Source organism: Rhizobium ecuadorense (assembly GCF_001187535.1).
Classification (GTDB): domain Bacteria; phylum Pseudomonadota; class Alphaproteobacteria; order Rhizobiales; family Rhizobiaceae; genus Rhizobium; species Rhizobium ecuadorense.
The window spans coordinates 94,477-117,838 of sequence record NZ_LFIO01001796.1 but is presented as its reverse complement, the minus strand read 5'-3'; the positions used below and the strand labels follow the sequence as shown (position 1 = coordinate 117,838).

22 protein-coding genes are annotated in these 23,362 nt (G+C 62.8%); 10 read left to right on the top strand and 12 right to left on the bottom strand.

Going from position 1 to position 23,362, the window contains the following annotated elements:
* Nucleotides 1-2,070 (top strand): hypothetical protein, encoded by a 2,070-nt coding sequence (locus AF337_RS37820; RefSeq protein WP_049736168.1) that lies wholly within the window; start codon nucleotides 1-3, stop codon nucleotides 2,068-2,070.
* 4 nt (nucleotides 2,071-2,074) lie between these two features.
* The gene (locus tag AF337_RS37815; protein WP_049736167.1) at nucleotides 2,075-2,491 is read left to right on the top strand and encodes a GNAT family N-acetyltransferase; all 417 of its coding nucleotides are present in this window, start codon (nucleotides 2,075-2,077) and stop codon (nucleotides 2,489-2,491) included.
* Here AF337_RS37815 and AF337_RS37810 read toward each other — a convergent pair whose 3' ends face one another.
* Nucleotides 2,492-3,055, bottom strand: coding sequence for a GNAT family N-acetyltransferase (locus tag AF337_RS37810; protein WP_082336918.1), 564 nt, complete (start codon nucleotides 3,053-3,055; stop codon nucleotides 2,492-2,494).
* Between the two features lie 227 nt (nucleotides 3,056-3,282).
* On the opposite strand from AF337_RS37810, the gene AF337_RS37805 reads away from it, so the two are divergent.
* Nucleotides 3,283-4,293 carry a glutathione S-transferase family protein gene (locus tag AF337_RS37805; protein ID WP_049736166.1) on the top strand — a complete coding sequence of 337 codons (1,011 nt, stop codon included), beginning with the start codon at nucleotides 3,283-3,285 and terminating at the stop codon, nucleotides 4,291-4,293.
* Nucleotides 4,294-4,326: 33 nt separating this feature from the next.
* Here AF337_RS37805 and AF337_RS37800 read toward each other — a convergent pair whose 3' ends face one another.
* Nucleotides 4,327-4,806, bottom strand: coding sequence for an NUDIX domain-containing protein (locus AF337_RS37800; RefSeq protein WP_049736165.1), 480 nt, complete (start codon nucleotides 4,804-4,806; stop codon nucleotides 4,327-4,329).
* A 70-nt stretch (nucleotides 4,807-4,876) separates the two neighbouring features.
* Here AF337_RS37800 and AF337_RS37795 point away from each other — a divergent pair, with 70 nt between their 5' ends.
* The 4 genes from AF337_RS37795 to AF337_RS37780 all read left to right on the top strand — a co-directional run bounded on the left by AF337_RS37795 (nucleotide 4,877) and on the right by AF337_RS37780 (nucleotide 8,046).
* Nucleotides 4,877-5,785, top strand: coding sequence for a metallophosphoesterase family protein (locus AF337_RS37795; RefSeq protein ID WP_049736164.1), 909 nt, complete (start codon nucleotides 4,877-4,879; stop codon nucleotides 5,783-5,785).
* Nucleotides 5,786-5,944: 159 nt separating this feature from the next.
* Nucleotides 5,945-6,505: a tetratricopeptide repeat protein gene (locus AF337_RS37790; protein ID WP_049736163.1), complete on the top strand. Its 561-nt coding sequence runs from the start codon at nucleotides 5,945-5,947 to the stop codon at nucleotides 6,503-6,505.
* 187 nt (nucleotides 6,506-6,692) lie between these two features.
* The gene (locus tag AF337_RS37785; RefSeq protein WP_049736162.1) at nucleotides 6,693-7,202 is read left to right on the top strand and encodes an RNA polymerase sigma factor; all 510 of its coding nucleotides are present in this window, start codon (nucleotides 6,693-6,695) and stop codon (nucleotides 7,200-7,202) included.
* A gap of 1 nt (nucleotide 7,203) precedes the next feature.
* On the top strand, nucleotides 7,204-8,046 hold the full coding sequence (locus tag AF337_RS37780) for an anti-sigma factor family protein (RefSeq protein WP_049736161.1): 843 nt from the start codon (nucleotides 7,204-7,206) through the stop codon (nucleotides 8,044-8,046).
* Nucleotides 8,047-8,088: 42 nt separating this feature from the next.
* Here the strand turns inward: AF337_RS37780 and AF337_RS37775 are convergent, their stop codons facing one another.
* Nucleotides 8,089-9,069, bottom strand: a complete 981-nt coding sequence (locus tag AF337_RS37775; RefSeq protein ID WP_049736160.1) for a quinone oxidoreductase family protein — start codon at nucleotides 9,067-9,069, stop codon at nucleotides 8,089-8,091.
* On the opposite strand from AF337_RS37775, the gene AF337_RS37770 reads away from it, so the two are divergent.
* Nucleotides 9,068-9,559 (top strand): winged helix-turn-helix transcriptional regulator, encoded by a 492-nt coding sequence (locus AF337_RS37770; protein ID WP_049736290.1) that lies wholly within the window; start codon nucleotides 9,068-9,070, stop codon nucleotides 9,557-9,559. The genes AF337_RS37775 and AF337_RS37770 overlap by 2 nt on opposite strands.
* 10 nt (nucleotides 9,560-9,569) lie before the next feature.
* Here the strand turns inward: AF337_RS37770 and leuA are convergent, their stop codons facing one another.
* From leuA to AF337_RS37750, 3 genes are all read right to left on the bottom strand, one after another.
* On the bottom strand, nucleotides 9,570-11,303 hold the full coding sequence (gene leuA / locus AF337_RS37765; protein ID WP_049736289.1) for a 2-isopropylmalate synthase: 1,734 nt from the start codon (nucleotides 11,301-11,303) through the stop codon (nucleotides 9,570-9,572).
* A gap of 363 nt (nucleotides 11,304-11,666) precedes the next feature.
* Nucleotides 11,667-12,866, bottom strand: a complete 1,200-nt coding sequence (locus tag AF337_RS37755) for a benzoate/H(+) symporter BenE family transporter (protein WP_049736288.1) — start codon at nucleotides 12,864-12,866, stop codon at nucleotides 11,667-11,669.
* A gap of 193 nt (nucleotides 12,867-13,059) precedes the next feature.
* Nucleotides 13,060-13,644 (bottom strand): ATP-dependent Clp protease proteolytic subunit, encoded by a 585-nt coding sequence (locus AF337_RS37750; protein ID WP_049736158.1) that lies wholly within the window; start codon nucleotides 13,642-13,644, stop codon nucleotides 13,060-13,062.
* Between the two features lie 280 nt (nucleotides 13,645-13,924).
* Here AF337_RS37750 and AF337_RS37745 point away from each other — a divergent pair, with 280 nt between their 5' ends.
* Nucleotides 13,925-14,689: a DUF2076 domain-containing protein gene (locus tag AF337_RS37745; protein ID WP_049736157.1), complete on the top strand. Its 765-nt coding sequence runs from the start codon at nucleotides 13,925-13,927 to the stop codon at nucleotides 14,687-14,689.
* A 144-nt stretch (nucleotides 14,690-14,833) separates the two neighbouring features.
* Here the strand turns inward: AF337_RS37745 and queF are convergent, their stop codons facing one another.
* The 6 genes from queF to AF337_RS37715 form a co-directional block, all read right to left on the bottom strand.
* A complete protein-coding gene (gene queF / locus AF337_RS37740; RefSeq protein ID WP_049736156.1) occupies nucleotides 14,834-15,298 on the bottom strand; it encodes a preQ(1) synthase in 465 nt (154 codons plus the stop codon).
* Nucleotides 15,298-16,212, bottom strand: coding sequence for a CDF family cation efflux transporter EmfA (emfA, locus tag AF337_RS37735; RefSeq protein ID WP_049736155.1), 915 nt, complete (start codon nucleotides 16,210-16,212; stop codon nucleotides 15,298-15,300). The genes queF and emfA overlap by 1 nt, the downstream gene beginning before the upstream one ends.
* A gap of 164 nt (nucleotides 16,213-16,376) precedes the next feature.
* Nucleotides 16,377-17,048 carry a DUF2161 domain-containing phosphodiesterase gene (locus AF337_RS37730; RefSeq protein ID WP_049736154.1) on the bottom strand — a complete coding sequence of 224 codons (672 nt, stop codon included), beginning with the start codon at nucleotides 17,046-17,048 and terminating at the stop codon, nucleotides 16,377-16,379.
* 14 nt (nucleotides 17,049-17,062) lie between these two features.
* On the bottom strand, nucleotides 17,063-17,299 hold the full coding sequence (locus AF337_RS37725; RefSeq protein WP_037078786.1) for a hypothetical protein: 237 nt from the start codon (nucleotides 17,297-17,299) through the stop codon (nucleotides 17,063-17,065).
* A gap of 118 nt (nucleotides 17,300-17,417) precedes the next feature.
* Nucleotides 17,418-19,607, bottom strand: coding sequence for an anthranilate synthase (locus tag AF337_RS37720; RefSeq protein ID WP_049736153.1), 2,190 nt, complete (start codon nucleotides 19,605-19,607; stop codon nucleotides 17,418-17,420).
* 264 nt (nucleotides 19,608-19,871) lie between these two features.
* Nucleotides 19,872-22,124: a TonB-dependent hemoglobin/transferrin/lactoferrin family receptor gene (locus AF337_RS37715; protein WP_049736152.1), complete on the bottom strand. Its 2,253-nt coding sequence runs from the start codon at nucleotides 22,122-22,124 to the stop codon at nucleotides 19,872-19,874.
* Between the two features lie 224 nt (nucleotides 22,125-22,348).
* On the opposite strand from AF337_RS37715, the gene AF337_RS37710 reads away from it, so the two are divergent.
* Nucleotides 22,349-23,326 carry an extensin-like domain-containing protein gene (locus AF337_RS37710; protein ID WP_049736151.1) on the top strand — a complete coding sequence of 326 codons (978 nt, stop codon included), beginning with the start codon at nucleotides 22,349-22,351 and terminating at the stop codon, nucleotides 23,324-23,326.
* Nucleotides 23,327-23,362: the final 36 nt, after the last annotated feature.

The following is a 23,362-nucleotide window of genomic DNA, read 5'->3' as shown; positions in this document are numbered from 1 at the left end:
ATGACGTTCGACTTTTCGCCCTTCCTGCCCTGGCCGGTTCTGGCCGCACTGGCCGCCGTCAGCGTCCTCATCGCCGCCTTCGCGATCTGGCGTGGCATTCGCGGCGCCTGGATCAGAACGCTGGCGGCGCTGGCCATGCTGACCGCCCTTGCCAATCCCGTGCTGCTGCAGGAGGACCGGGATCAGCTGTCGACGATCGTTCCGGTTCTCGTCGACCGAAGCCAAAGCCAGCAGACGCCCGATCGCGTCAAGATGACCGACGATGCGCTGGCGGCCTTGAAGGGACAGCTCGCCCGCTTCCCCCAGATAGAGCCCCGCTTCGTCGATGTGGAGGGCGATCCCAATTCCGACGTGCCGTCAACGCGCCTGTTCGACGCGCTGTCGGCCAACATCGCCGACGTCCCGCCGGCCCGCATCGGCGGCGCCATCATGCTGACCGACGGCGAAGTCCATGATGTTCCGGCCGCAAATCAGGCGCTCGGTTTCGATGCGCCGATCCATGGCCTCATCACCGGCAAGGCCAATGAATTCGATCGCCGCATCGAAGTCATCAAGGGGCCGCGCTTCGGCATCGTCAACGAGGAGCAGCAGGTCGTTCTGCGCGTCTTCGACGACGGCCCGAGCCCCGGCGGCACCGCCAATGTCACCGTGAAGCTGAACGGTGACGAGATCGCCACCCTGCAGGCGACGCCCGGCCAGGACACGCCCTTCTCTTTCAAAGTGCCGGCCGGCGGCAGCAACGTGCTCGAATTTTCCGTCGCCGCACTTCCGGGCGAGGTCACCACCGCCAACAACCGCGCCGTTCACGTCATCGACGGTATCCGCCAGAATCTCCGCGTCCTGCTCGTCTCCGGCGAACCGCATGCCGGCGAGCGCGCCTGGCGCAACCTTTTGAAATCCGATGCCTCGGTCGACCTTGTCCATTTCACTATTTTGCGCCCGCCGGAAAAGCAGGACGGCACGCCGATCAACGAGCTGTCGCTGATCGCCTTCCCGACGCGCGAGCTCTTCGTCGACAAGATCAAGGATTTCGACCTGATCATCTTCGACCGCTACCAGCACCGCGGTGTGCTGCCGCTGCTCTATTACGATTACATCGCCCAATATGTCGACAATGGCGGCGCGCTGCTGATCGCCGCCGGTCCCGAGCATGCCGGACCTGATTCCATAGCACTGACGCCGCTTTCCTCGGTGCTGCCGGCATCGCCCACCGGAGAGATGATCGAGAAGGCTTTCTATCCGCGCCTTTCCGAAGAAGGCCGCAAACATCCCGTCACCCGCGGCCTCGACGGCTCGGGCGAGGATCCGCCGCATTGGGGCCGTTGGTTCCGCAGCGTCGATGTCGACCGACCGCAGGGTGAGACGATCATGCTGGGCGCCGACAACCACCCGCTGCTGGTGCTGAACCGCGCCGGCCAGGGCCGGGTCGCCATGCTGCTTTCCGATCAGGGCTGGCTCTGGGCGCGCGGCTTCGAAGGCGGCGGCCCGAACGTCTCGCTCTATCGCCGCATCGCCCATTGGCTGATGAAGGAGCCGGCGCTCGAGGAAGAGGCGCTGACGGCGCGCGCCTCCGGCCGGACGCTTGAAGTCACGCGCCAGACGATCGGCGACAATCCCGGCAACGCCACCGTGCGTTATCCCTCGGGCAAGACCGAAACCCTGCCGCTCACCCAGACCGAACCCGGACTCTACAAGGCCGAGAAAAGGATGGACGAGATCGGTCTCTTCGAAATCCACAACGGCAAGCTGTCGACGCTCGTCCATATCGGTGCCGTCGACGCGCCGGAGTTCAAGGCGATGATCTCGACGACCGATGTGCTGAAGCCGGTGGCCGACAGAAGCAAGGGCCTCGTCACCCGCGTCGCCAACGAAAGCGGCAGGATCACCGTGCCGCCGATCCTGCCGGTGCGCGGCCAGGTCCGCGTCGCCGATAACGATCGCATGATGATCCGCATGACCAGCGAAACGGTCTTGAAGGGTATCAACACGCTGCCGCTCTTTGCCGGCTTTGCCGGCGTCGGCATCCTGCTGCTTGCCTTCGGAACCATGTGGTGGCGTGAAGGGCGATAATCGCATGCCGGAATTCGAGCTGACCGCCTCGCCCTCGCCGGAGGAACTGGCGGCGATCACCGATGCGCTCTCGGCCTTCAACGCCGGGGATGTCGGCCCCGCCGACCGCCGGCCGCTCGCCGTTCTCATCCGCGACACCGACGGCAAGGTGACCGGCGGCCTGTCTGGTTTCACCGCCTGGGGCTGGCTCTTCACCCAGATGATCTATATTCCCGACACGCTGCGCGGCACCGGCCTCGCCGGCAGGATCCTCTCAAAAGCGGAAGAAGAAGCCAGGGCACGGGGCTGCCGCGGCGCCTGGATCGACACGTTCAGCCCGCAGGCTCTCAGCGCCTATTTGCGCCAGGGTTATGAGGTCTTTGGGGAACTCGAGGATTTCCCGGAGGGCCGCACGCGCAGCTTCCTCCGGAAAACCCTCTAATCATCCGTGCCAGGCGATGATGCCCTTCAGCCGCTCGTGCACGCCCTCGGCGATCGGAACGACGAGCACGCGGCCGGGATCGACCGGCCCCGGGAAGGAAAGCGCGTTATAGGCGACTTTCTCGAAGCCGAGCGGGCCGTAATAGGGCGGATCGCCGACGAGGATGACGGCTTCCGAACCCTTGCGTCTTGCCGCCTCCACTGCGATCCGCACCAGCTCCCGGCCGATGCCTATATTCTTGTGCGAGGGCCGGACGGCAAGCGGGCCGAGAAGATGGCCCTTTACCGTGCCGGCCAGCACCGGCGTCATGCGCACCGAAGCGATCGTCTCGCCGTCGTCAGCGCAGATGAAGGAGAGCGACAGGTCGTGCGGCCCCTGCTCGCGGATGCGAGCAGCCGCCCGCGTGAAGCGGCCCGGACCGAAGGCTTCTTCGTTGATATGTTCGATGGCGGCGTCATGAGACGCGTCTTCGGTGAGGTAGACGAGATCGTGCTTGTACATGATGACAGAAACCGGATGGACAGATTGATGGGTCTCGAACACGCCTTCGGCGTTCGGGAGCATCAGCGTCGTCGCGGGTTTCTGGAAATGAACATCAGCCAAGGATCCTAAAATCGTGAAAAGGCCGATAGCAGGAAAAATTTCCGCCGTCCAACGCAAAATGCACACGACGGCGCCGGAAACCATGCGGCGCCGGAACGGCGTGACACACTGTTCAACCTTTACCGCCTGCAAAGCCCCGCTATCTCAGCTAAATCAGGTCCCGACACGCAACCAAAGGAATAAAGATCATGGGAATGCTGGTGGACGGCGTCTGGCACGATGTCTGGTACGACACGAAGGAGAGCAAGGGCCAGTTCAAGCGTCAGCCCTCGCAGTTCCGCAACTGGGTGACATCGGACGGTCAGGCCGGCCCTTCCGGCAGCGGCGGCTTCAAGGCCGAGACCGGGCGTTACCATCTCTATGTCTCGCTTGCCTGTCCCTGGGCGCACCGCACGCTGATCTTCCGCAAGCTGAAGAAGCTGGAGGAGCTGATCTCGGTCTCGGTCGTCGACCCGCTGATGCTCGACAACGGCTGGGAATTCAAGGTCGGCGATGGCGCCACCGGCGACCAGCTCTTCGGCGCCACCACCCTCTGGCAGATTTACGTGAAGGCCGATCCGCATTATTCCGGCCGCGTCACCGTTCCCGTCCTCTGGGACAAGAAAACCGGCACGATCGTCAGCAACGAATCCGCCGAGATCATCCGCATGTTCAACAGCGCCTTCGACGCGCTGACCGGCGCAAAGGCCGATTTTTATCCCGAGGATCTACGCGCCGAAATCGATGCGCTGAACGCCATCGTCTACGACACTGTCAACAACGGCGTCTACAAGGCGGGCTTTGCCACCACCCAGGAAGCCTATGAGGAAAATGTCGGTAAGCTGTTCGAAACGCTCGACATGCTCGACGAACGCTTGGACAGGGGCCGCTATCTCCTGGGCAACCGCCAGACCGAGGCCGACTGGCGCCTGTTCACGACGCTGGTGCGCTTCGATCCCGTCTATGTCGGCCATTTCAAGTGCAACATCCGCCGGATATCCGACTACCGCAACCTGCCTGGATATTTGCGCGACCTCTACCAGACCGCGGGGGTTGCCGAAACGGTGAACCTGAAGCACATCAAGGAACACTATTACCGCAGCCACAAGACGATCAATCCGACCGGCATCGTTCCCGTCGGCCCGGCGCTCGATCTCGACAGCCCGCATGGCCGTGCTACAGCGCCGCGCGTCTTCTCAGACGCGCAAAGGACGCTGTAGAACTTTAAACTACTCACCGCGGCCTGAGGCCCCTCACCAGCGGTGGTCGGGCTCCTGCTCGCCACGAAGCTCGGCAAGGCGGCGATGCGTCGCCTCGGTCGTGCCCTCGGGCAGGCTGTCGAGGGAAAAGAAGCCGCTGTCGGAGATCTCCCAATCGGGCGGGCGCGGCGCCGTCTGCTCGACACTCGCGCGGTAGAACACGACATGGTCCCGACTTGTGGTCGTGGTGTTGAAATAGACCTGAACCAACTGCGGCTTGCCGATGATCCTGAGGTTGCCCTCCTCGCGCAATTCCTTGGCCAGTGCTTCTTCGACCGTTTCGTTGCGCTCCAGCCCGCCGCCCGGCATATGCCAGCCGCCGATATAGCTATGGCGCACCAGAAAAATCCGCCCCTCCGCATCGAAGCAGGCGGCCCTGACGCCCATCGTCATGCCGCGGGCGAAGGAGAAATAGACATGCAGAAGGCGCAGGGCCGTCCTGATATGAAGAGGCCGCTTTTCTTTATCCACCATCGTTCCGTTTCAGCCCTTCATCGCGCCGGATGTGTTTGATTTGTCAATAAGCTGGTCTATGTCTCGTAGCATGTTCAAGCTCGCGCATATTTCCGACGTCCACCTCGGGCCGTTGCCCCGTCTTTCCATCCAGGAGCTGTTTTCAAAACGCATAACGGGCTTTGTGAACTGGCATCGAAATCGACGCAAGCACCTTTTCGGCAGCACGCTGGATCTGTTGCTCGACGACATCCGCGCCCATCAGGCGGATCATCTCGCAGTCACCGGCGACCTCGTCAATCTGGCGAGCGGCATTGAGATCCGCGCCGCCGCCGCCTGGCTGCGCGCGCTCGGCGATCCCGCCGACACCTCGGTCGTTCCCGGCAATCATGACGCCTATGTGCCCGGCGCCTACGAGAGGTCGATGCGCGCCTGGTACGAGTATGTCCGCGGCGATCTCGCCCCGCCGCAATGGCAGGAGGATCGCCATATTTTTCCTTATCTGCGCATCCGCGGCAAAGTCGCGATCGTCGGCTGCTCGACGGCAGTCGCCACCCCTCCCTTTGCCGCCTCCGGCTTTTTCGGCGCGCGCCAAGCGCGCGATACCGTCAACATGCTGCGAGCGGCCGGTGAAGCCGGCCTCTTCCGGGTCGTCATGATCCATCATCCGCCGATCCGTGGCGCCACGACCTTCTACAAGCGGATGATCGGCATCCGCCGCTTCGCCGCGGTGATCTCGACCGGCGGTGCCGAGCTCGTGCTGCACGGGCACACGCACCTGAACACGCTGCACTGGCTGCGCGGCCAGGTCCAGCCGGTGCCCGTCGTCGGCATCGCCTCGGCCTCGCAGGGACCGGGCAGCATCAAGCCGCCAGCCGCCTACAACCTCTTCTCCATCGACGGCTCTCCCGGCGCCTGGGAGCTCAGCGGCGAGCGCTTCAGCGTCAACCGGTCCGGCGACGCGGTGATGGCGGAAAGCGTTGATGTTTTCGCGCGTTAGCGCCGGCTCCGGACTCTTTTATCCAGCACTTGACCCGATCTGAGAGGAGGTCGGGCCATCGCCGCAACAATTGCCATGGCGGCCGCTTACCCTCTTGGTATTTTTAGCGGTAGGCGTACAATCCGGCCAACTGCATCGCCTCAGAACGGAGCCCCGCCAATGACGTCTTCTTTCCGTCACCTGTCCAGACTTTCGCTCGCCGCGGGCTTTGCCTTCGGCATCGCCACCGCCGCTTTCGCGGTCGGCGGCAGCAATGATGACACCAATCCGCCGCCGAAGACCGAAACGACCAAAACCTGCACCGGCGGCAAGGTCTGGGACAAGGCCAAGAAGGAATGCGTTAATCCGAAGAAGAGCAGCTTCAACGACGACGATCTTTACAAATTCGCCCGCGAGTTTGCCTATGCCGGCCAGTATGACAATGCCATCACCGTGCTCAATCTCGCCCGCAACCAGAACGACCCGCGCATCCTAAACTACCTCGGCTACGCCAACCGCAAGGCCGGCCGCATGGAGCTCGGCATGTCCTACTACCGCAAGGCGCTGCAGGCGGATGAGAACTACATCCTCGCCCGCTCCTACATGGGCATGGCGCTGGTGGAACAGGGAGATATCCAAGGCGCCCGCGTGCAGCTCGTGGAAATCCGCGATCGCGGCGGCGAAGGCACGTGGGCCTATCGCGCTCTGCTGCAAAGCTTGAATGGCTACAAGACATATTGACGCAAGTTTTGTGGTCTACAATACGAAAATCCCTTGAGAAAAGGGGATGAAGACGGCCGGATGCTTGCGAAGTGCAGGAGACTTGTTTCATAAAGCACATGCATCGTCGGCGTCGATAAAGCCGGTTTCGCGCCCGACGGCGAACCCTTCGTCCGCGAAACCATTGTGAATGCTTCTTGGATAAACAATGCGTCAACCCGCAACGACCATCGATCTCCGGCGTGATCTCGTCGGCCTTCTGCCCCGCCTTCGCCGCTTCGCGATCACGCTCGCGGGTGAGGCTGCTCTGGCCGACGAACTCGTCCAGGCGGTCTGTCAGCGCGCCATCGCCAAGGGCCATCAATGGAGCGGTGAAGGCCGGCTGGAAAGCTGGATTTACACGCTTGCCCGCCAGCAATGGACCGACGACAGCCGCAAGCGCAAGCCGAAGGCCTCTCTCCGCGGCAATGTCACCGATATTCGCGAAGCCGCGCGCGAACGCTCGACGGCAGTTGATCCCGACGCCATCCATCACATGATCGCCGATATGCCGGAAGGTCTCTCCAGTATGTTCCTGCTCGTCGACGTCGAGGGCCACAGCTATCAGCAGGCGGCCGACATCATGGGCATGCCGGTTGCAAATGTCGTCTCACAGCTCGCGACCGCAAGGCTGCATTTTGCCGGGCTCGCCGGCACTCACCCGATCCACAGGTACTGAATTGCTCGATCTTAGGAAATTGCCGCTCGAAGCCCAGCTCACCGCCCTTCTCGATGGCGAGGTCTCGGCCGAACAGCGCCACGAACTGGAGCAGCGCCTGGCAACCGACGAGAATGCACGCCGGCTGCACGAGAAACTTCGCCACGGCGCCGATTTCGGCCGCCGCCGCCTCGACGACATCCTGAAGGAGCCGGTGCCGCTCGCCCTCGTCCGCTCGATCAAGAGCACGCAGCCGCCGAAGACGCCGATCGCCCAGCGCGCCACGCGCCCGCCGGTGAAGCTGGCCCCGAGCGGCCCGCAGGCGCTGGCCGCCGCTCTTATCCTCTTCGTCGTCGGTTGCGGCATCGGCTATTTCGTCGGCACCAGCCCGGATGCCGACGAAATCGCCAGCACGACCACCGCGACGGCGCCGGCCAATACCAGCGACTGGCTGGGCGACGTCACCGCCTATCAGCGCCTGCTGATCCGCCAGCCTCGTCATCTCGTCGAAGTGCCGGCCTCGCAGGCCGAGGAAATCTCCAGCTGGCTCACGACGGCGATCGGCGTGCCCTTCCGCGTGCCCGACCTCAGCGCCGAAGCCTGGACCTTCCAGGGCGCGCGCGTCATCCTCGGCGACAGCCGCCCTGTCGGCCAGCTCGTTTATTCCAACGCCGACGGCGACGTCATCTCCATCTGCTTCCGCAAGGACGCGCAGCCACCGGAGACCGACGACTTCAAGGAAACAATCAAGGACGAGATCGGCCTCGTGACCTGGCACAATGCCGGCACCTCCTATGTGCTTGCCGGCCCCTCCGCCGAAGCGACCCTCGGCCAGCTCGCCATGAAGATCGCCACGGCGATCTAAAATGCGAAAAGGCGGAGCCGCGTCGCATCCGCCGTCTTCGATTTAAGGCACCAGCACCACCTTGCCCACCGCTCTTCGCTCCTCGATGGTGCGATGGGCTTCCGCCGCCTCCTGCAGCGGGAAGCGACTACCTTCGACGACCGTCAGCCGGCCCGTTGCCGCAAGATCGAAAAGCTCGCCGAGATCCTCCCGAAGCCTGTGGTGCGGCGTCAGCAGCGGCAACAGCGAAAACCCCTTGATCGATTGGTTGTCGCCGAGCATCCGCTCGATCTCCTCCGCTTTGAGTCCGAACCTCCCCATCGCCGCCAGAACCAGCTCGCCGCAAGGCGCCAGCGCATCGACCGCCGCCCTTGAGGACGCACCGCCGACAGTTTCGTAGATGATATCCGCTCCGCGCCCGCCGCTATGCCTCCTGACATCTTCCTGCCAGCCAGGCGCGGTATAATCGACGGCATGATCGGCGCCGAGCGACAGGGCAAGCGCCCCCTTCTTCTCGCCGCTCGCCGCCGCGATCACCATCTCGGCCCCGTTGCGCCTTGCCAATTGCAGAAGCAGCGAGCCAACGCCGCCGGCTGCGGCACTGACGAGTACGCTCTTGCCTTTCGGAAGGCTGCGGCGCGTCAGATGCAGCGCCGTCAGCCCCTGCACCATCAGTCCGACAGCCGCCCCGAAAGAGATCGCATCCGGCAGCCGCACCACCGATCCGCCGTCGACCGCGACGAATTCCGCATAACCCGCGCCGCGCCCGACCGCGAAGAGAGGAACCGCCACGCGTGCGCCGACCAGCGATGCGTCGGCGTCCGGCCCCGCCCGTTCGACCACACCGGCAATTTCGACGCCGGGAAACATCGGCAGCTCCGGCGTCACGGCATAACGATCGGCCCGCATCAGCACCTCGAAGAAGTTGACGCCCGCAGCATGGACACGGACCAGCACCTCATCACGCTTGAACTCCGGAACCGGCAGCTCCACGAGTTCGAGAACATCCGGCGCACCGAAGCGAGTGAACTGAATGGCTTTCATGACAGGGAACCTCACGTTTGATTGGCCTGGGGCAGGTTTAGCAATAGGATGGGAAGCAAGAATACATACTCTTTCGTGCCCTACCCACCAGGAGGTGACCATGGCCGAGCCGATGAAAAGACTGCCGGAATTGCCGGTCGAGCGCGCGCTGAAGGTGATTTCAGGGCGCTGGAAACCCGTCATCCTCTACTATGTCTTCTCCGGCCCGAAGCGTCTTTCCGAGCTGAAGCGCATGATGCCTGCAATCACCCAAAAGGTGCTGATCCAGCAGTTGCGTGAGATGGAAGAGCACGGGCTGGTCACCCGCCAAGTCTTTGCCGAAGTCCCGTCCCGTGTGGAATACAGCGCGACCGAACTCGGCCTCGAACTCGAGCCGGTGCTGCTGGCGCTCTGCCGTTGGGGCCAGCGCCATGCCGAGGCGAATGACGAAGCCGGCATGATCGCCGACTGCATCATCAGGCCGCGCCACACCAGCGCGGTCGCGGCCTGACCCAATTCGATCAGGCCTTGGCGGCCTTCACCTCGAGCACGCGGTTGGCGGCCGAGACGATCGCTTCCAGCGATGCCGCGACGATGTTGGTATTGATGCCGGCGCCGAAGAGCTTGCCGCCAGGATAGGAGGTCTCGACATAAGAGATCGCCGCCGCGTTCGAGCCGTGCTGCAGCGAATGCTCGGAATAATCCTCAACCGACATCTCGATGCCGAGATAATGCGACAGCGCGTTGATGAAGCCGTCGATCGGGCCGTTGCCGCGCCCTTCGATGCGCTTGATCTCACCATTGTCGGTGATCTCGGCCGCCACGATCCGCTGGCCCTTGTGCTCGGTATCGGGATAGGTGTGGTGGTCGACGAACTTGAGCCGCCCATCGGGCTGCGTCACGTAGCGCTCGATGAAACGGTCGTAAATCCGCTTTGACGGAAGCTCCTTGCCCTCGACGTCGGTAATGCGCTGGATATCCTCGCGGAATTCCACCTGCAGATTGCGCGGCAGGTTGAGCCCGTAATCCTGCTGCAGAATATAGGCGATTCCGCCCTTGCCGGACTGCGAGTTGATGCGGATGATCGCCTCATAGGAACGGCCGACATCGCGCGGATCGATCGGCAGGTAGGGCACTTCCCATACGGGGTGGTTGGCGACCTGGGCAGCCTTCATACCCTTGTTGATCGCATCCTGATGCGAACCCGAGAAAGCCGTATAGACCAGCTCGCCGACGTAAGGATGACGCTCGCCGATCACCATCTGGTTGGAATATTCGAACACTTCCTTGATGCGCTCGATATTGGAGCAGTCGATCTCGGGATCGACACCTTGCGTGAACATGTTCAGCGCCATCGTCACCATGTCGACATTGCCGGTGCGCTCGCCATTGCCGAAGAGCGTGCCTTCGACGCGGTCGGCACCTGCCAGCAAGGCCAGTTCGGCAGCGGCGATGCCGGTGCCGCGGTCGTTATGCGGATGCAGCGAGATGATCAGGTTCTCGCGATTGTCGAGATTGCGGCACATCCACTCGATCTGGTCGGCATAGACGTTCGGCGTCGCCATCTCGACGGTGGACGGCAGATTGATGATCAGCTTGTTATCGGGCGTCGGCTTGACCACCTCGATGACGCCATTGCAGATTTCCAGCGCCACTTCAAGTTCCGTGCCGGTAAAGCTCTCGGGGGAATATTCGAAACGGTAGCCGCCGCCTGCCTTGACGGCCATGTCGGTTATCATCTTGGCGGCATCGACAGCGATCTGCTTGATGCCCTGCACATCCTTGGCGAAAACGACGCGGCGCTGCAGCTCGCTGGTCGAGTTGTAGAAATGCACAATCGGCCGGTTTGCGCCTTCCAGTGCTTCGAAGGTGCGGGTGATCAGTTCCGGGCGGCACTGCACCAGCACCTGCAGAGAGACGTCGGCGGGCACGTTGCCCTCCTCTACGCACCAGCGGGCGAAATCGAAATCGGTCTGCGAAGCGGAGGGGAAACCGATCTCGATCTCCTTGAAGCCCATCTCCAGCAGCAGCTGGAACATGCGCGCCTTGCGGTCATGGCCCATCGGATCGACCAGTGCCTGGTTTCCGTCGCGCAGGTCGACCGAGCACCAGACCGGAGCCTTGGTGATGGTCTTCGTCGGCCAAGTGCGGTCGGGAATGTTCACCTGTGGATAGGCCCGGTATTTCACGGCAGCGTCAGGCATGCCTTTGGCGGAGGCCGTTTTTCCCTCGGAGAATTGCGTCTTTGCGTTCATCATATCGTCTCCTCGTCCCGGCATTTGCTCCGCTCTTAGCCGATCGTGTCAGGCTTGGCGATAAACAAATGCGGACCTTGTCGGTCGTTAGGTCAATTTTGAAAGTGAGTCGCGAGGAGCGATGGCCGGGCGGGCTTTCGGCCGCCGGGCGCTCCTCAAAGGACCCGGCAACCGCGCGTAAGGCCGAGGAGAAGAAGCGAGGTCAGGGCGCGCGTATTGTCACGCAGGGCGATGCGGCCGCGTGCAATCGTGTCGGAAATTCTGGCGCCTGTGGTCTTCATGGCCGCGCTTATAGCCTTGGGCGGTGAAACTGGCAAGCCCTTGCCCGGGCTTTTGGCCGCCGACGGCGCAAACGACACTCCGCTACAGCGGCTGGCCTCGGTCTTTCCAAACACTCACCAGCCGCGACAACGCCAGCATCAGCCCGCCGGCGATCAGCCCCCAGAATGCGCCGGAAATGCCCCCGAAGGAAACGCCTGAGGCGGTGACGAGGAAGGTGATCGCCGCCGCCTCGCGCGACTCCGGCGCCTGGAAGGCCGACATCGCCGAGGAAGAGAAAGCCCCGACCAGTGCCAGCCCGGCCACCGCCTCGATCAGGATCGGAGGCGCAAGCGCGACGAAAGCCGTCACCGCGCCGGCGAGCAGCCCGAGGATGATATAACCGATGCCGGCGATCAGCGCTGCCCAATAGCGCCTCTTCGGATCGGCGTGAGCATCCTGCCCGGCGCACATCGCCGCGGTGATGGCCGCCAGATTGACGGCGTGGCCGCCGAACGGCGCCGACAGCAGCGAGAAGAAGCCGGTGACGGCAAACAGCGGACCGGGCTTCGGATCGTAGTGATTGACCTTCAGGACGGCGATACCAGGAATGTTCTGCGAGGCCATGGTGACGATGAACAGTGGCAATGCGATCGAGACGAGGCCGGCAAGATTGAACACCGGCGGGATGATTTCCGCCGTCGGCACCAGCGATTGTTCGAGCGAATTGAGCGCACCATCCGGAATATCGACGCCGAAGGTGAGCACCAGCACGAAAGCTGCGAGTGCCGCCGGCACCGCCCAGAGCCGTTTGAAGGCGCCGACGACGATCCAGGCGATGACGATCGGCAGGCCGAGGAGCGGGTTGAAGCCGATCGCCTTCACCGGCGCGAAGCAGAGGCCGATCAGCACGCCTGAGAGCATCGCATTGGCAAGCGGCGCGGGAATGGCGGCGACCGCCCGGCCGAGCGGCTTGAACAGGCCGGCGACGACTATCAGCGCGCCGCAGATCAGGAATGCCCCGACCGCCGCATTGAAGCCGCCCTCGATCGGCCCGGTGCTGGCCAGCAGCGCCGCGCCCGGCGTCGACCAGGCGATGCTGATCGGCAATCGTGTGGCGGCACAGAGCACGATCGCGCAGACACCCATGGAGATCGACAAGGCCATCAGCCCCGAGGCCGCCTGCGCATCCGTAGCACCGACCGCCTCGAGCCCGTGCAGCACGACGGCAAACGAGCTGGCGGAACCGACGAAGGCGGTCAGCAGCCCCATGAACAGGGCCTGGACGGAAAAATCTTTGAGCATGGCGGGACTCGCGATCTGCGGGAATGGCGCATGGAGCATGACGGTTGCCGCAGGCGCAAGTCCGAATTCAGCTCTTTCCGTTCAGTCCTCGCCGATAGGCCCTATCTCCGTTCAGGCATCGCCAAAAGCAAACCGCCCTCGCCTGCGATCTGCAGGGCGAGGGCGGTTTCCTAGCAGTTTTGAATGAGAAACCTCAGATATCGGCCTGTGACGTCACGATCCGCGAGACGAGGCCATAGTCCTTCGCCTCTTCGGCCGACAGCCAGTAGTCGCGATCCGTATCCCTGGCGATCTTTTCGAGCGGCTGGCCGGTGGCCGCCGCCATGATCTTGTTCAGGCGCTCGTTCATCTTGATGATTTCGCGTGCCTGGATCTCGATGTCCGATGCCATGCCGCGCGTGCCGCCCGAGGGCTGGTGCAGCAGGAAGCGGGTGTTCGGCAGGCACAGGCGCTGCTCCTTCGGAGCGGCGACATAGATCAGCGCACCGGCCGAGGCGACCCAGCCCGTGCCGATCATCCAGACCTTCGGCTTGATGAACTTGATCATGTCATGGATGGAATCGCCGGATTCGACGTGGCCGCCGGGCGAGTTCACATAGATGCGGATGTCCTCGTCGCTGGCCGCGGCAAGCGCCACGAGCTGCGAGCAGACTTTCTGCGCCAATTCCTGATTGATCGGTCCGTAGATGAAGATCGAACGCGACTTGAAAAGATTCGCCTCCGTTTCCTTGCCGAGCGGCAGTTCCTTCGTCTTGTCGTCCTGGTCTTCGTCGTTCATTCGAACCTCTTGGAGATGAATTCGGCTTCCCCGCACATAGTGCGACTCAATGCCTAAAACAATGCGGGAAAAACACAAGGCACCGAAGCGATGGAGATATCCTTAAGAAGCCGCGCGCCGTTCTGCAAGCCTTACTGAAATGTAACGGTGAAAGGCTTTGAAAAGCCTGAATCGGTTCCTACCTCAACCTCACGCAGCGATAGCTGCACCGAAAAATCGTGGAGCGCTTTACCCGTCCGGTCGGACACGAGAGCGCTCCGGACCCAACAGGAGGCAGGACATGTCACCCGAAGAACGCAAATTGCTGACCGCCCTCTTCGACCGCGTGCGCACCGCAGCGGCCCAGCCGCGCGACCGCGACGCCGAGGCCCTGATCGACCAGGCGACGCGCGAACAGCCCTCCGCCACCTATTACCTCGCCCAGGCCGTCATCGTTCAGGAAAAGGGGCTGGAGGCGGCCGCCAATCATATCAAGGAACTCGAGGAGCATGTCCGCCAGCTGGAAGCCGGCGCGAGCGAACACCGGCAGGCCGAACAAGGCGGCGGCTTTTTGAGCTCGATCTTCGGCAACACCCAGACGCAGCAGCCTGCACCCGTTCCCGCCAATCCCGGTCCCTGGGGCCAGTCCCGCGCCTATGACGATTCGCGCGGTTACGACCGCGATGGCCGCCAGCCGCAGCAGCAGCCGACCGGCCCCTGGAGCCAGCAGGCCTCTGCGCCATCGGCCGGCGGCAGCTTCCTGCGCGGCGCGCTCGGCACGGCAGCCGGCGTTGCCGGCGGCATGCTGCTTGCCAATTCGCTGAGCGGCATCTTCGGCAATCACATGTCCTCGCTCGGCTGGGGCTCGCCGTTCGGCGCCAACCCCTTCGGTAATGCCAGCGCGCCCACCGAGGAAACTGTCATCAACAACTATTACGGCAATGACGACACCCGCCAGGCCTCGGACAACGCTGCCGATGACAACGACAATGCCAATGTGCAGCAGGCCGATTACGACGACGGTGACGATTACAGCGATGATTCGTCCGACGTTACCGATGTTTGAGAACCAGCGCTGAAGCCTTCGGCCATCGGTCGGACAAGGGACACCGGTTGCCGAACCCTCGCCCGGCCCTTCGCTTTGGCTCAGGGCGTTCGCTGCTGCAATCGATTCACTGGATCGATTGCTCGGGCTGCGCCCGACCGCAGCTCACCCACGTCCGCGATAGGTGGCGACACCTTGCTCCGGCAGCCACACGCCTTCCGGCGGCTTGCCCGTCTGCCAGAACACGTCGATCGGAATGCCGCCGCGCGGATACCAGTAGGCGCCGATCCTCAGCCACTTGGGATCGAGCAGTTCGACGATGCGCTTGGCGATGTAGATCGAGCAATCCTCGTGGAATGCGCCGTGGTTGCGGAAGGAATGCAGGAAGAGCTTCAGCGACTTCGATTCCACCAGCCATTCGCCCGGAATGTAATCGATGACGATATGGGCGAAATCCGGCTGTCCGGTCATCGGGCAGAGCGAGGTGAACTCCGGCGCGGTGAAGCGCACCACGTAGTCGGTGCCGGCATGGTTGGACGGCACTTTTTCAAGCACCGCCGCCTCCGGCGATTGTGCGGTTTCGGTTTGCTGGCCCAGCATCGACAGGCTGGAGGTATCGGTATTCGGCATCATGCCTCCTTGACGACTTTGACGCGGATGCCATGGGCCTTTTCGCCCTCCGGCTCCACGTGAATGGCTATTTTGGCGCCCTCGTGCACCGCACTGATGGCATCCTCAAGGCGGTCGCATATATCATGCGCCTGCCGCACGGACATAGTGCCGGGCACCACCATATGAAAATCGATGAAGGTGACGGCGCCCGCCCGCCTGGTCTTCAGGTCGTGCACGCCGATCGAACCCGCGGCATGGGTGGCAATCGCCTGCTTGATCGCCTCCTCGTTCAGCGGATCGACGGCCTGGTCCATCAGTCCGCCAATCGATTGCGAGATCACTTTCCAGCCCTGATAAAGGATGTTGACGGCGACGAGAATGGCAAGCACCGGGTCGAAGATCGCATAGCCTGTCGCCAGCGCCAGCAGCAGGCCGACGAGCACGCCGGCGGAGGTCACCACATCGGACATGATATGCTGCCCGTCGGCGGCAAGCGCCGCCGAGCGGTGTTTGCGCCCGGTCCGGATCAACAGCCGCGCCCAGACCGCGTTGATGACACCGGCCGCGACATTGATTGCTAGGCCGAGCCCCGGCGCATCAAGCATGCGCGGCTCGGCGAGGTAACCGACAGCCTCGTTGACGATCAGAAGTGCGGCGACGACGATCAGCACGCCTTCAGTGACGGCTGACAGATATTCCGCCTTGTGATGGCCGAAAGGATGGTCGTGATCTGCCGGCTTCTGCGCATAGCGGATGACGAAAAAGGCGATGAAAGCGGCAACGACGTTGACCGTTGATTCCAGCCCGTCCGATAGCAGTGCCACCGACCCGGTGACCCACCAGGCCACCATCTTCAGGCCCATGACGCCGAGCGACAGCGGAATCCCCCACATCGCCAGCGTCCGAACCGTAAGGTCGCCGTTGTCACTCATATCGTCCCCCTGCGGTTGCGAATGAATTGCAGCTCTTAAGCCATTGAAACGCAAAACCGCCCACGCGACTATCGCGAAGGCGGTTCAGTTGAAGGTGGTATGGGTGATGAAGGAGGATTTGTCAAAGGGAATGAAACGTCGTTCACGGGCGGCTGCCGGACGGTTCAAGGAGCCGGGTCGGAACGGACCGGCTGCGGCCAGCGCAGGAGCGCGGCCTGCCCTGCCGGTGTCAGCGCGTAGATACCCTTTTCTATTCGCTCGAACCATCCATAGACGTTGTCGCGCAGGATCGCTCCGGCGTTGGCCGCAAGTTCCTTCATCTCCCGCGGCCGCTTGAGCCCCTGCTCGAGTGCCGAGGCGCAGAGCAGCGCCTGCTGACGATAGGCGGTCATGATCGGTGCGCGCGAACCGCCGCCGACGGCGGGATCGCCACGGCGGCGCTGGTGCTCGCTGACGAGGCGCGAGCGCCGCTTCGGGTTGGTCCGTGGCATCGGCGAGATCGAACTGACGATGATGCTGACCTCGCCGCCGTCGGAGACGCCGAGCATGCCGATGCCGAGCCGCCGGCAGAGGTCGCGGTAGCGCCTGTCGGCCTCTCGCCCGCGTCCCTTGGCGGAAACGCGCGCCGCGATCCAGACTTCATCGCTCATCGCCGCACGGTCGACCGCCTGGAGGAGGAGTTCGAGGTTGAAGGAGAGTTTCAATTCGCAGACCACCACGACCGGCGGGTCGCCATCGCTCAAGCCGACGAGATCGCATTTTCCGACCTCACCCTTCACGACATAGCCGGCGGCCTCCAGGAAGGCTTTGACGGGCAGGTAAAGCGACGTCTCCATGGCACACCGATGCCTCAGGCGGCGTTGAGATCGGCAATCTCGCCATATCGCGCCAGCAGTCGCGGTGAGGACATATCGCCGGTTTCCTCGTCGACGATCACGGCATAGGCCGCCACGCCGACGAAACGCTCAGCCATCGCCGAGGCGATCTTTTCCGCGCTGACGGAGTTCGATGCCTGGCGCATTTCGCCGGGCACGAGATTGCCGCGGTTCTTGCGATAAGGGAGAACGATGAACTTTTCACTGGCCACGGCGACGGGTTCCGGTTGATCGTTCCTGAAATGTTCTGATTTGCTAGGGAAAGTCAACCGAACTTTTCGGCAGACGCCCGCCCTTCCCGCAAACGCAGGAAGGGCGAAGGAATTGCGCTCAGGCAGCCTTCGTCTTCGCCTTGCGCGCCAGATGCGCCACGACATTTTCGATCATCCGCATGCCGGCATCGCCGCCGAGCGTCATGATCGATTCCGGGTGGAACTGCACCGCGGCGATCGGCTCCTTGGCGTGTTCGATGCCCATGATCGTGCCGTCCTCGCTTTCCGCCGTGATGATGAACTCGCGCGGCAGCGTCGAGGGATCGGCGAAGATCGAGTGGTAGCGGCCAACCGTCACTTCCCTGGAAAGGCCGGAGAAGACGATGCCCGGCTCCAGCACCCGGATGCGCGAGGGCTTGCCGTGCATCGGCAGCGCCAGATGGCGCAATTCCCCGCCATAGGCTTCGGCGAGCGCCTGCAGGCCGAGGCAGACTCCGAAGATCGGCAGGTTGCGCGCCCGGGCCTTCTTGATCGTCGCCTTGCAGTCGAAATCCTTGGGCGTTCCGGGTCCTGGCGATAGCACGACCAGATCCGGGTTCAGCCGGTCGAAGATTTCCTCCGGCACCGGCGTGCGCACTGTCGAAACGGTCGCCCCCGTCTGGCGGAAATAATTGGCAAGCGTGTGAACGAAGCTGTCCTCATGGTCGACGAGCAGGATGCTGACGCCCTTGCCGACGCTTGCGACATCGCGCTGGGTCTTGCCGGAATTGCCGGTCTTGGCGTCGCGGATGGCGGAAAGCATGGCAGAGGCCTTCAGTTCTGTTTCGGCTTCTTCTTCTTCAGGGATAGAATCATTGAGCAGCGTCGCACCGGCGCGCACCTCGGCGATACCGTCCTTGATGCGCACGGTGCGCAGCGTCAGGCCGGTGTTCATGTCGCCGTTGAAGCCGACCATGCCGATCGCGCCACCATACCATGCGCGCGGGCTTTTTTCACGGCTCTCGATGAAGCGCATCGCCCAGAGCTTCGGGGCGCCGGTGACGGTGACGGCCCAGGCGTGGCTGAGGAAACCGTCGAAGGCATCCATGTCGTCGCGCAGCCTGCCCTCGATATGGTCGACCGTGTGGATGAGGCGCGAATACATTTCGATCTGCCGGCGGCCGATCACCTTGACGGAGCCGGGCTCGCAGACGCGGCTCTTGTCGTTGCGGTCGACATCGGAGCACATGGTCAGCTCGGATTCGTCCTTCTTCGAATTCAGAAGCTTCAGGATCTGCTCGCTGTCGGCGATCGGGTCGTCACCGCGCTTGATCGTGCCCGAGATCGGGCAGGTCTCGATCCGTCGGCCGGAAACGCGCACGAACATTTCGGGCGAAGCGCCGACCAGATATTCCTGGTGGCCGAGATTGATGAAGAAGGAATAGGGCGACGGATTGATCGCCTTCAGCCGCTTGGAAATGTCGGAAGGCTTGCTCTCGCAGCGCTCCATGAATTTCTGCCCGGGGACGACTTCGAAGAGGTCGCCCTTGCGGAAACTTTCCTTCGCCTTGACGACGAGCTCCGCATATTCGCCCGGCCGATGATCGCTCTTCGGGGGAATGGCATCCGTGTGCTTGAAAGGCTCCGGCGCAATATCTTGAGCCTTGCCTTCCGTCGTCACGCCGCCTTTGGCGAAATCGTAACGGTCGATCCACGCCTTGGCGGCGTAGTTGTCGACGACGAGGATCTCGTCGGGCAGGTAGAGCACCATGTCGCGCTGGTCAGACGGTCGCGTCAGCTTCAGCTCGATCGCGTCGAACTGGAAGGCGATGTCGTAGCCGAAGGCGCCGTAAAGCCCGAGGCTCGCATCCGCCTGCGAATAAAACAGATCGGTGACGGCGCGCAGCACGGTAAAGACCGTCGGCATCTTCGAGCGCTCTTCCTCGGTAAACACCCGGTCCGGCGCCTTGACCGAGAGGTCGAGACGGCGGGCGGAGGAAGCGCCAAGCACGAGGTCGGACACCGTTTTCAGCCGCTCGGTCACGAAGCCGAGCAGCACCTCGCCGCGTTCATTATAGGCTTCGATCCAGACGTCGCGCCCGAAGGAGGAGATGCCGAGCGGCGGATCGACGACGGCGGTATCCCAGCGCGTATAGCGGCCCGGATATTCATAGTTCGACGAGAAAACCGCACCGCGGCGCTCGTCGAGCTTGTCGATATAGGAAGAGACCGCATCGCCGTAGGGGATCGCCCGCCGCTGCCGCGTGACTGATATGCCGCCCTTCGTCTCGTAGATTTCCGCACCATCATCCCGCAGGATCGTTACCATTGTTCCACTCCGTTATCGGGGCCCGGACGACAGGCGGCGATAAATAAAAAAGCCGCCTCGAAGTTTCGGGCGGCTCACTCGTCGTCTTTGGACACGATTGGTCGAGGCCGCCTTAGCGAGCCCACCACCAAACAGCAATGTTCAAGGACTTGATCATGGAGGAAACAGTTAGCCTGAGATCAGCCGCCGCGCAAGAGGCGATTGCGCGAATGAAAGGGGCGGCCCGAAAGCCGCCCCTGCCCCAGCCTTGAAGGCATGACTGGCTCAGAAGGTCTTGGTGAGCGACACCTTGAATGTGCGGCCCGGCTCGGAATACCACTCCTGCGGCTGGGACGCCGCCGCCGAACTGAGATTGACGTCGCGCACGGCGAGCGCGTTGTAGTGCTCCTGGTCGAAGATGTTATAGACACCAGCTTGAACGCGCAGGCCCGGCAGCTGTTCCGGCGTCCACCAGCCAGTCAGGTCCACGATGGCATAACCGGGCGCATCGAAGGTCGTGTCGGCAGTGTTGGTGATGGGCGTCTTGAGGTGATCGGTCAGCATGCCGGCAGAAAGCGTCGAGGAAAGGTCGAAGCCGAAAGTCTCGTTGCTCCAGCCGCCGCCGACAATCGCCTTGAACGGGGCCACCGAGCGCAGCCGCTGGGTGGTTTCCTCGTTCCTGCCATAAGCATAGGCGAGCGACGCATGAAGGTTGATGCCGTTGTTGAAGGTCTTGACGGCGCTGGCTTCAATACCCGAGATCGTGGCTGCTGCCACGTTCGTGTAATTGAACTCCGTGAAGCCGGTCGCGTCGACGCTCGTCACCGTCTGGATGAAGTTCTGGTAGCGGGTGTGGAAAAGCGCGACCCTTCCGGTAACATCGCCCGTGTCAAAATTGGCGCCGACTTCGATGCCGCGGCCGATTTCCGGTTCCAGATCGGGATTGCCAAGCTGGGCGTAGCGACCCGTGGGGTTGTAGAAACGGCTGTAGAGTTCGTCGACGGTGGGCGCACGGAAACCGACGGCCAGTTGCATGTAGAGCTCTACGTCAGGCGTCAGGTCGTATGTCGCAAGGATCTTCGGCGACAGGGCGGCTTCCGTCCGGTCGCGAAGACCACCGAAACGGGTAAGGCCGGTATTATTGGCAAAACCGCCGCCGGTCGAGGGATCGTAGTTGAACCAGTCGAAGCGGAAACCGGGTGTCAGCGTGAAGCCGGTATTGCCGATCTCGATCTTGTCTTCGACGACAAGCCCAAGGGTCTGGCTGTCGACATCAGGTACTTCCGCCTGGTTGTTCAGCGACGGGCAAGTCGTCGACGTGGGGCACAAGGCCCAGCTATATTGGCTCCAGTTGGAGACGCCGACGTCGAGGCCGACGCGAACGGAGTGGCTGAGACCGGAATATTCGAAATCCTTCGTCGCCGTGCCGCTGAAGCCCCAGGTTTCGTTTTCGACCTCGTTGTTGCGGCCATAGGCCACATTGGCGGCCGTACGGCCCCTGCTACCGGCTTCCTTCTTCAAATCCAGCCAATAAAGCGTGGCGCGCGCACTGCTGAAGAACCCGTCTGAAGACTGCGCTTCATAGTCATAATCAAGCGATACACGATCGCGGTCGCGCCGTTCGCGGCCGTCATAATTGTCGATCATGTAGGGGCGCCCGGTTCCCTGCAGTTCTCTCAGGTCGGTCTTGAGATCGCGGCGAAACCGTTCCGCCGTCAGACCGATGCGATGGCCGCCTTCCAGGTCCTGGCGCAGCTTGAAGAGCAGGTTGTTCTGATCGAAGTCAGCCGGATTCGCCTCGGTACGGAAACGACCATAGCTGTCGTTATCGCCCATATTGTCGCGTTCATGGCCTTTGCGGTAGCCGCCCTGGAACAGGATCGAGGTGCCGCCGATCTTCTTGGCGGCGGCAGCCGAGCCGGAAAGACTCCTGTCTTCACTGTCATAGGTCGACTTGACGATCGCACCCCAGTCCCGGCCTTCGGGGATGAGATCCTCCGGCTCCAGCGTATTGAGAACGATGGCGCCGCCGAGCATGCCTGAACCGCCCTTGCTCGAATCCGCGCCGCGCACGATATCGAGCGAGGACAGCGAGTCAAAATCGAAAGTGTCGCCGCCACCATTGGCGTTGGCCGGCGCAAAAGCGCCCTGGCGCGAACTGTTCGAAATGTAAGGGATCGGAATTCCGTCGATCGTGGTCAGGATGCGAGCACCGGAAAGGCCGCGCAGGTTGAAGCCGGCGTCGCTGCGCGAATAGTTTACGCCCGCATCGATGCTACGGCCGATATCGTCATAATTGGTGACCTGCTTCTCTTCCAGTTGCTTCTGGGTGATCTCCGTTGCAAGCGGCGTATCGGCGACGCTGCCCGGCGCCACGCGTTTGCCCTTGACGACGATCTTCTGCAGAACGGTGCTGTCATCCGTCGTCGCCTGCGGCGTGGTCGCCGCAGCGCCTTGCGCGAAAGACTGCGAAACAGGAAGAACAACTGCAACTGCCGTGCAAACCAATAGAACCGAGCGCCAATACCGGACGATCATAACCTACCCTCTCATGATGATTACCGGGCTGGCTGGTCGTGGCGCGTCGAACGCTCGAGGGGCTGGCTGGGCTTTTGCGGATGAAGACGGTGCGAAATTCCGCCTTCTTTTCGCCGCATCCGATGACTTATGCTGAATATACCAATCAAGTTTTAACGATCTTTCCTGACGTTGCGCAATTGCAACGAAAACCGCCATAATGCGTTACCCCCTACGCGATCGACATGACGGAAACGGATGCGTTGAGAAAACTTTCGATACTGGCGATCCTCCTCGCGGCAGCCACCTTTCTTGGCGGTGCCCGCCTGCCCCCGCATGGTCCCTTACCCCAACCTCGGCCGGATACCGGCGATACGACCAGCCCTGCCCCGCTGCCTGACAAGGCTGAACCGCCGGCACCCGATGACGTGCCCGCACCTCAGCCGAAGCCTGATGTGAAGGAGCCTGAGACACGGGAACCGGACCAGCCGTTGGCGCCCCAAACCGAACCCGGAAAGCCCGAACCGGCAAAGCCCGCGCCGGCAGAACCGATGCAGGGTCCGCCGCTGCCGCCGGGCAAAGGCCCGCAGACGCCGGAGGAAGACAATAAGCCACCTGCCGAGCAGACGCTCGAAGAGCAGCATCTGACGATCGAACCCGAAAACGATGCCGAGCACGCGGAATGCACCGCTGCGCTCAAGGCCTTGGGCGTCGTCTTCAAGGACGCGCCGCGCATCGACGACGGGAACGGCTGCGGGATCGACAAGCCGATCATCGTTTCCGAAGCCCTGCCCGGCATCACGCTGAAGCCGGAGGCGACGATCCGCTGCCGGGCCGCACTCGCCCTTGCCCGCTGGATGAAGGAGAGCGTGATCCCCGCCGCCTCCGCCGCCCTGCCGGAACAGCGGCGTCTCACCACCGTCAACCAGGCGACGTCCTATATGTGCCGCCTGCGCAACGGCGCCGGAACGGGCAAGATCTCCGAACATGCCCGCGGCAATGCCATCGATATTGCAAGTTTCCATTTCGAAAAGGGCGAGGACGTCGCCGTCCGCTCCCGCCGCGAGGACCCGACGCTGACCGGCGCCTTCCAGCGCACCGTCAGCGCCGCCGGCTGCCTCTATTTCACCACCGTCCTCGACCCCGAAAGCGACGCGGCCCACGAAACCCATTTCCACCTTGACGTGATCGAGAGAAAGGGCAGCTATCGCTACTGCCACTGATCATTCCGTGGCTGCGATCCCCGCTTGAATCGTGCA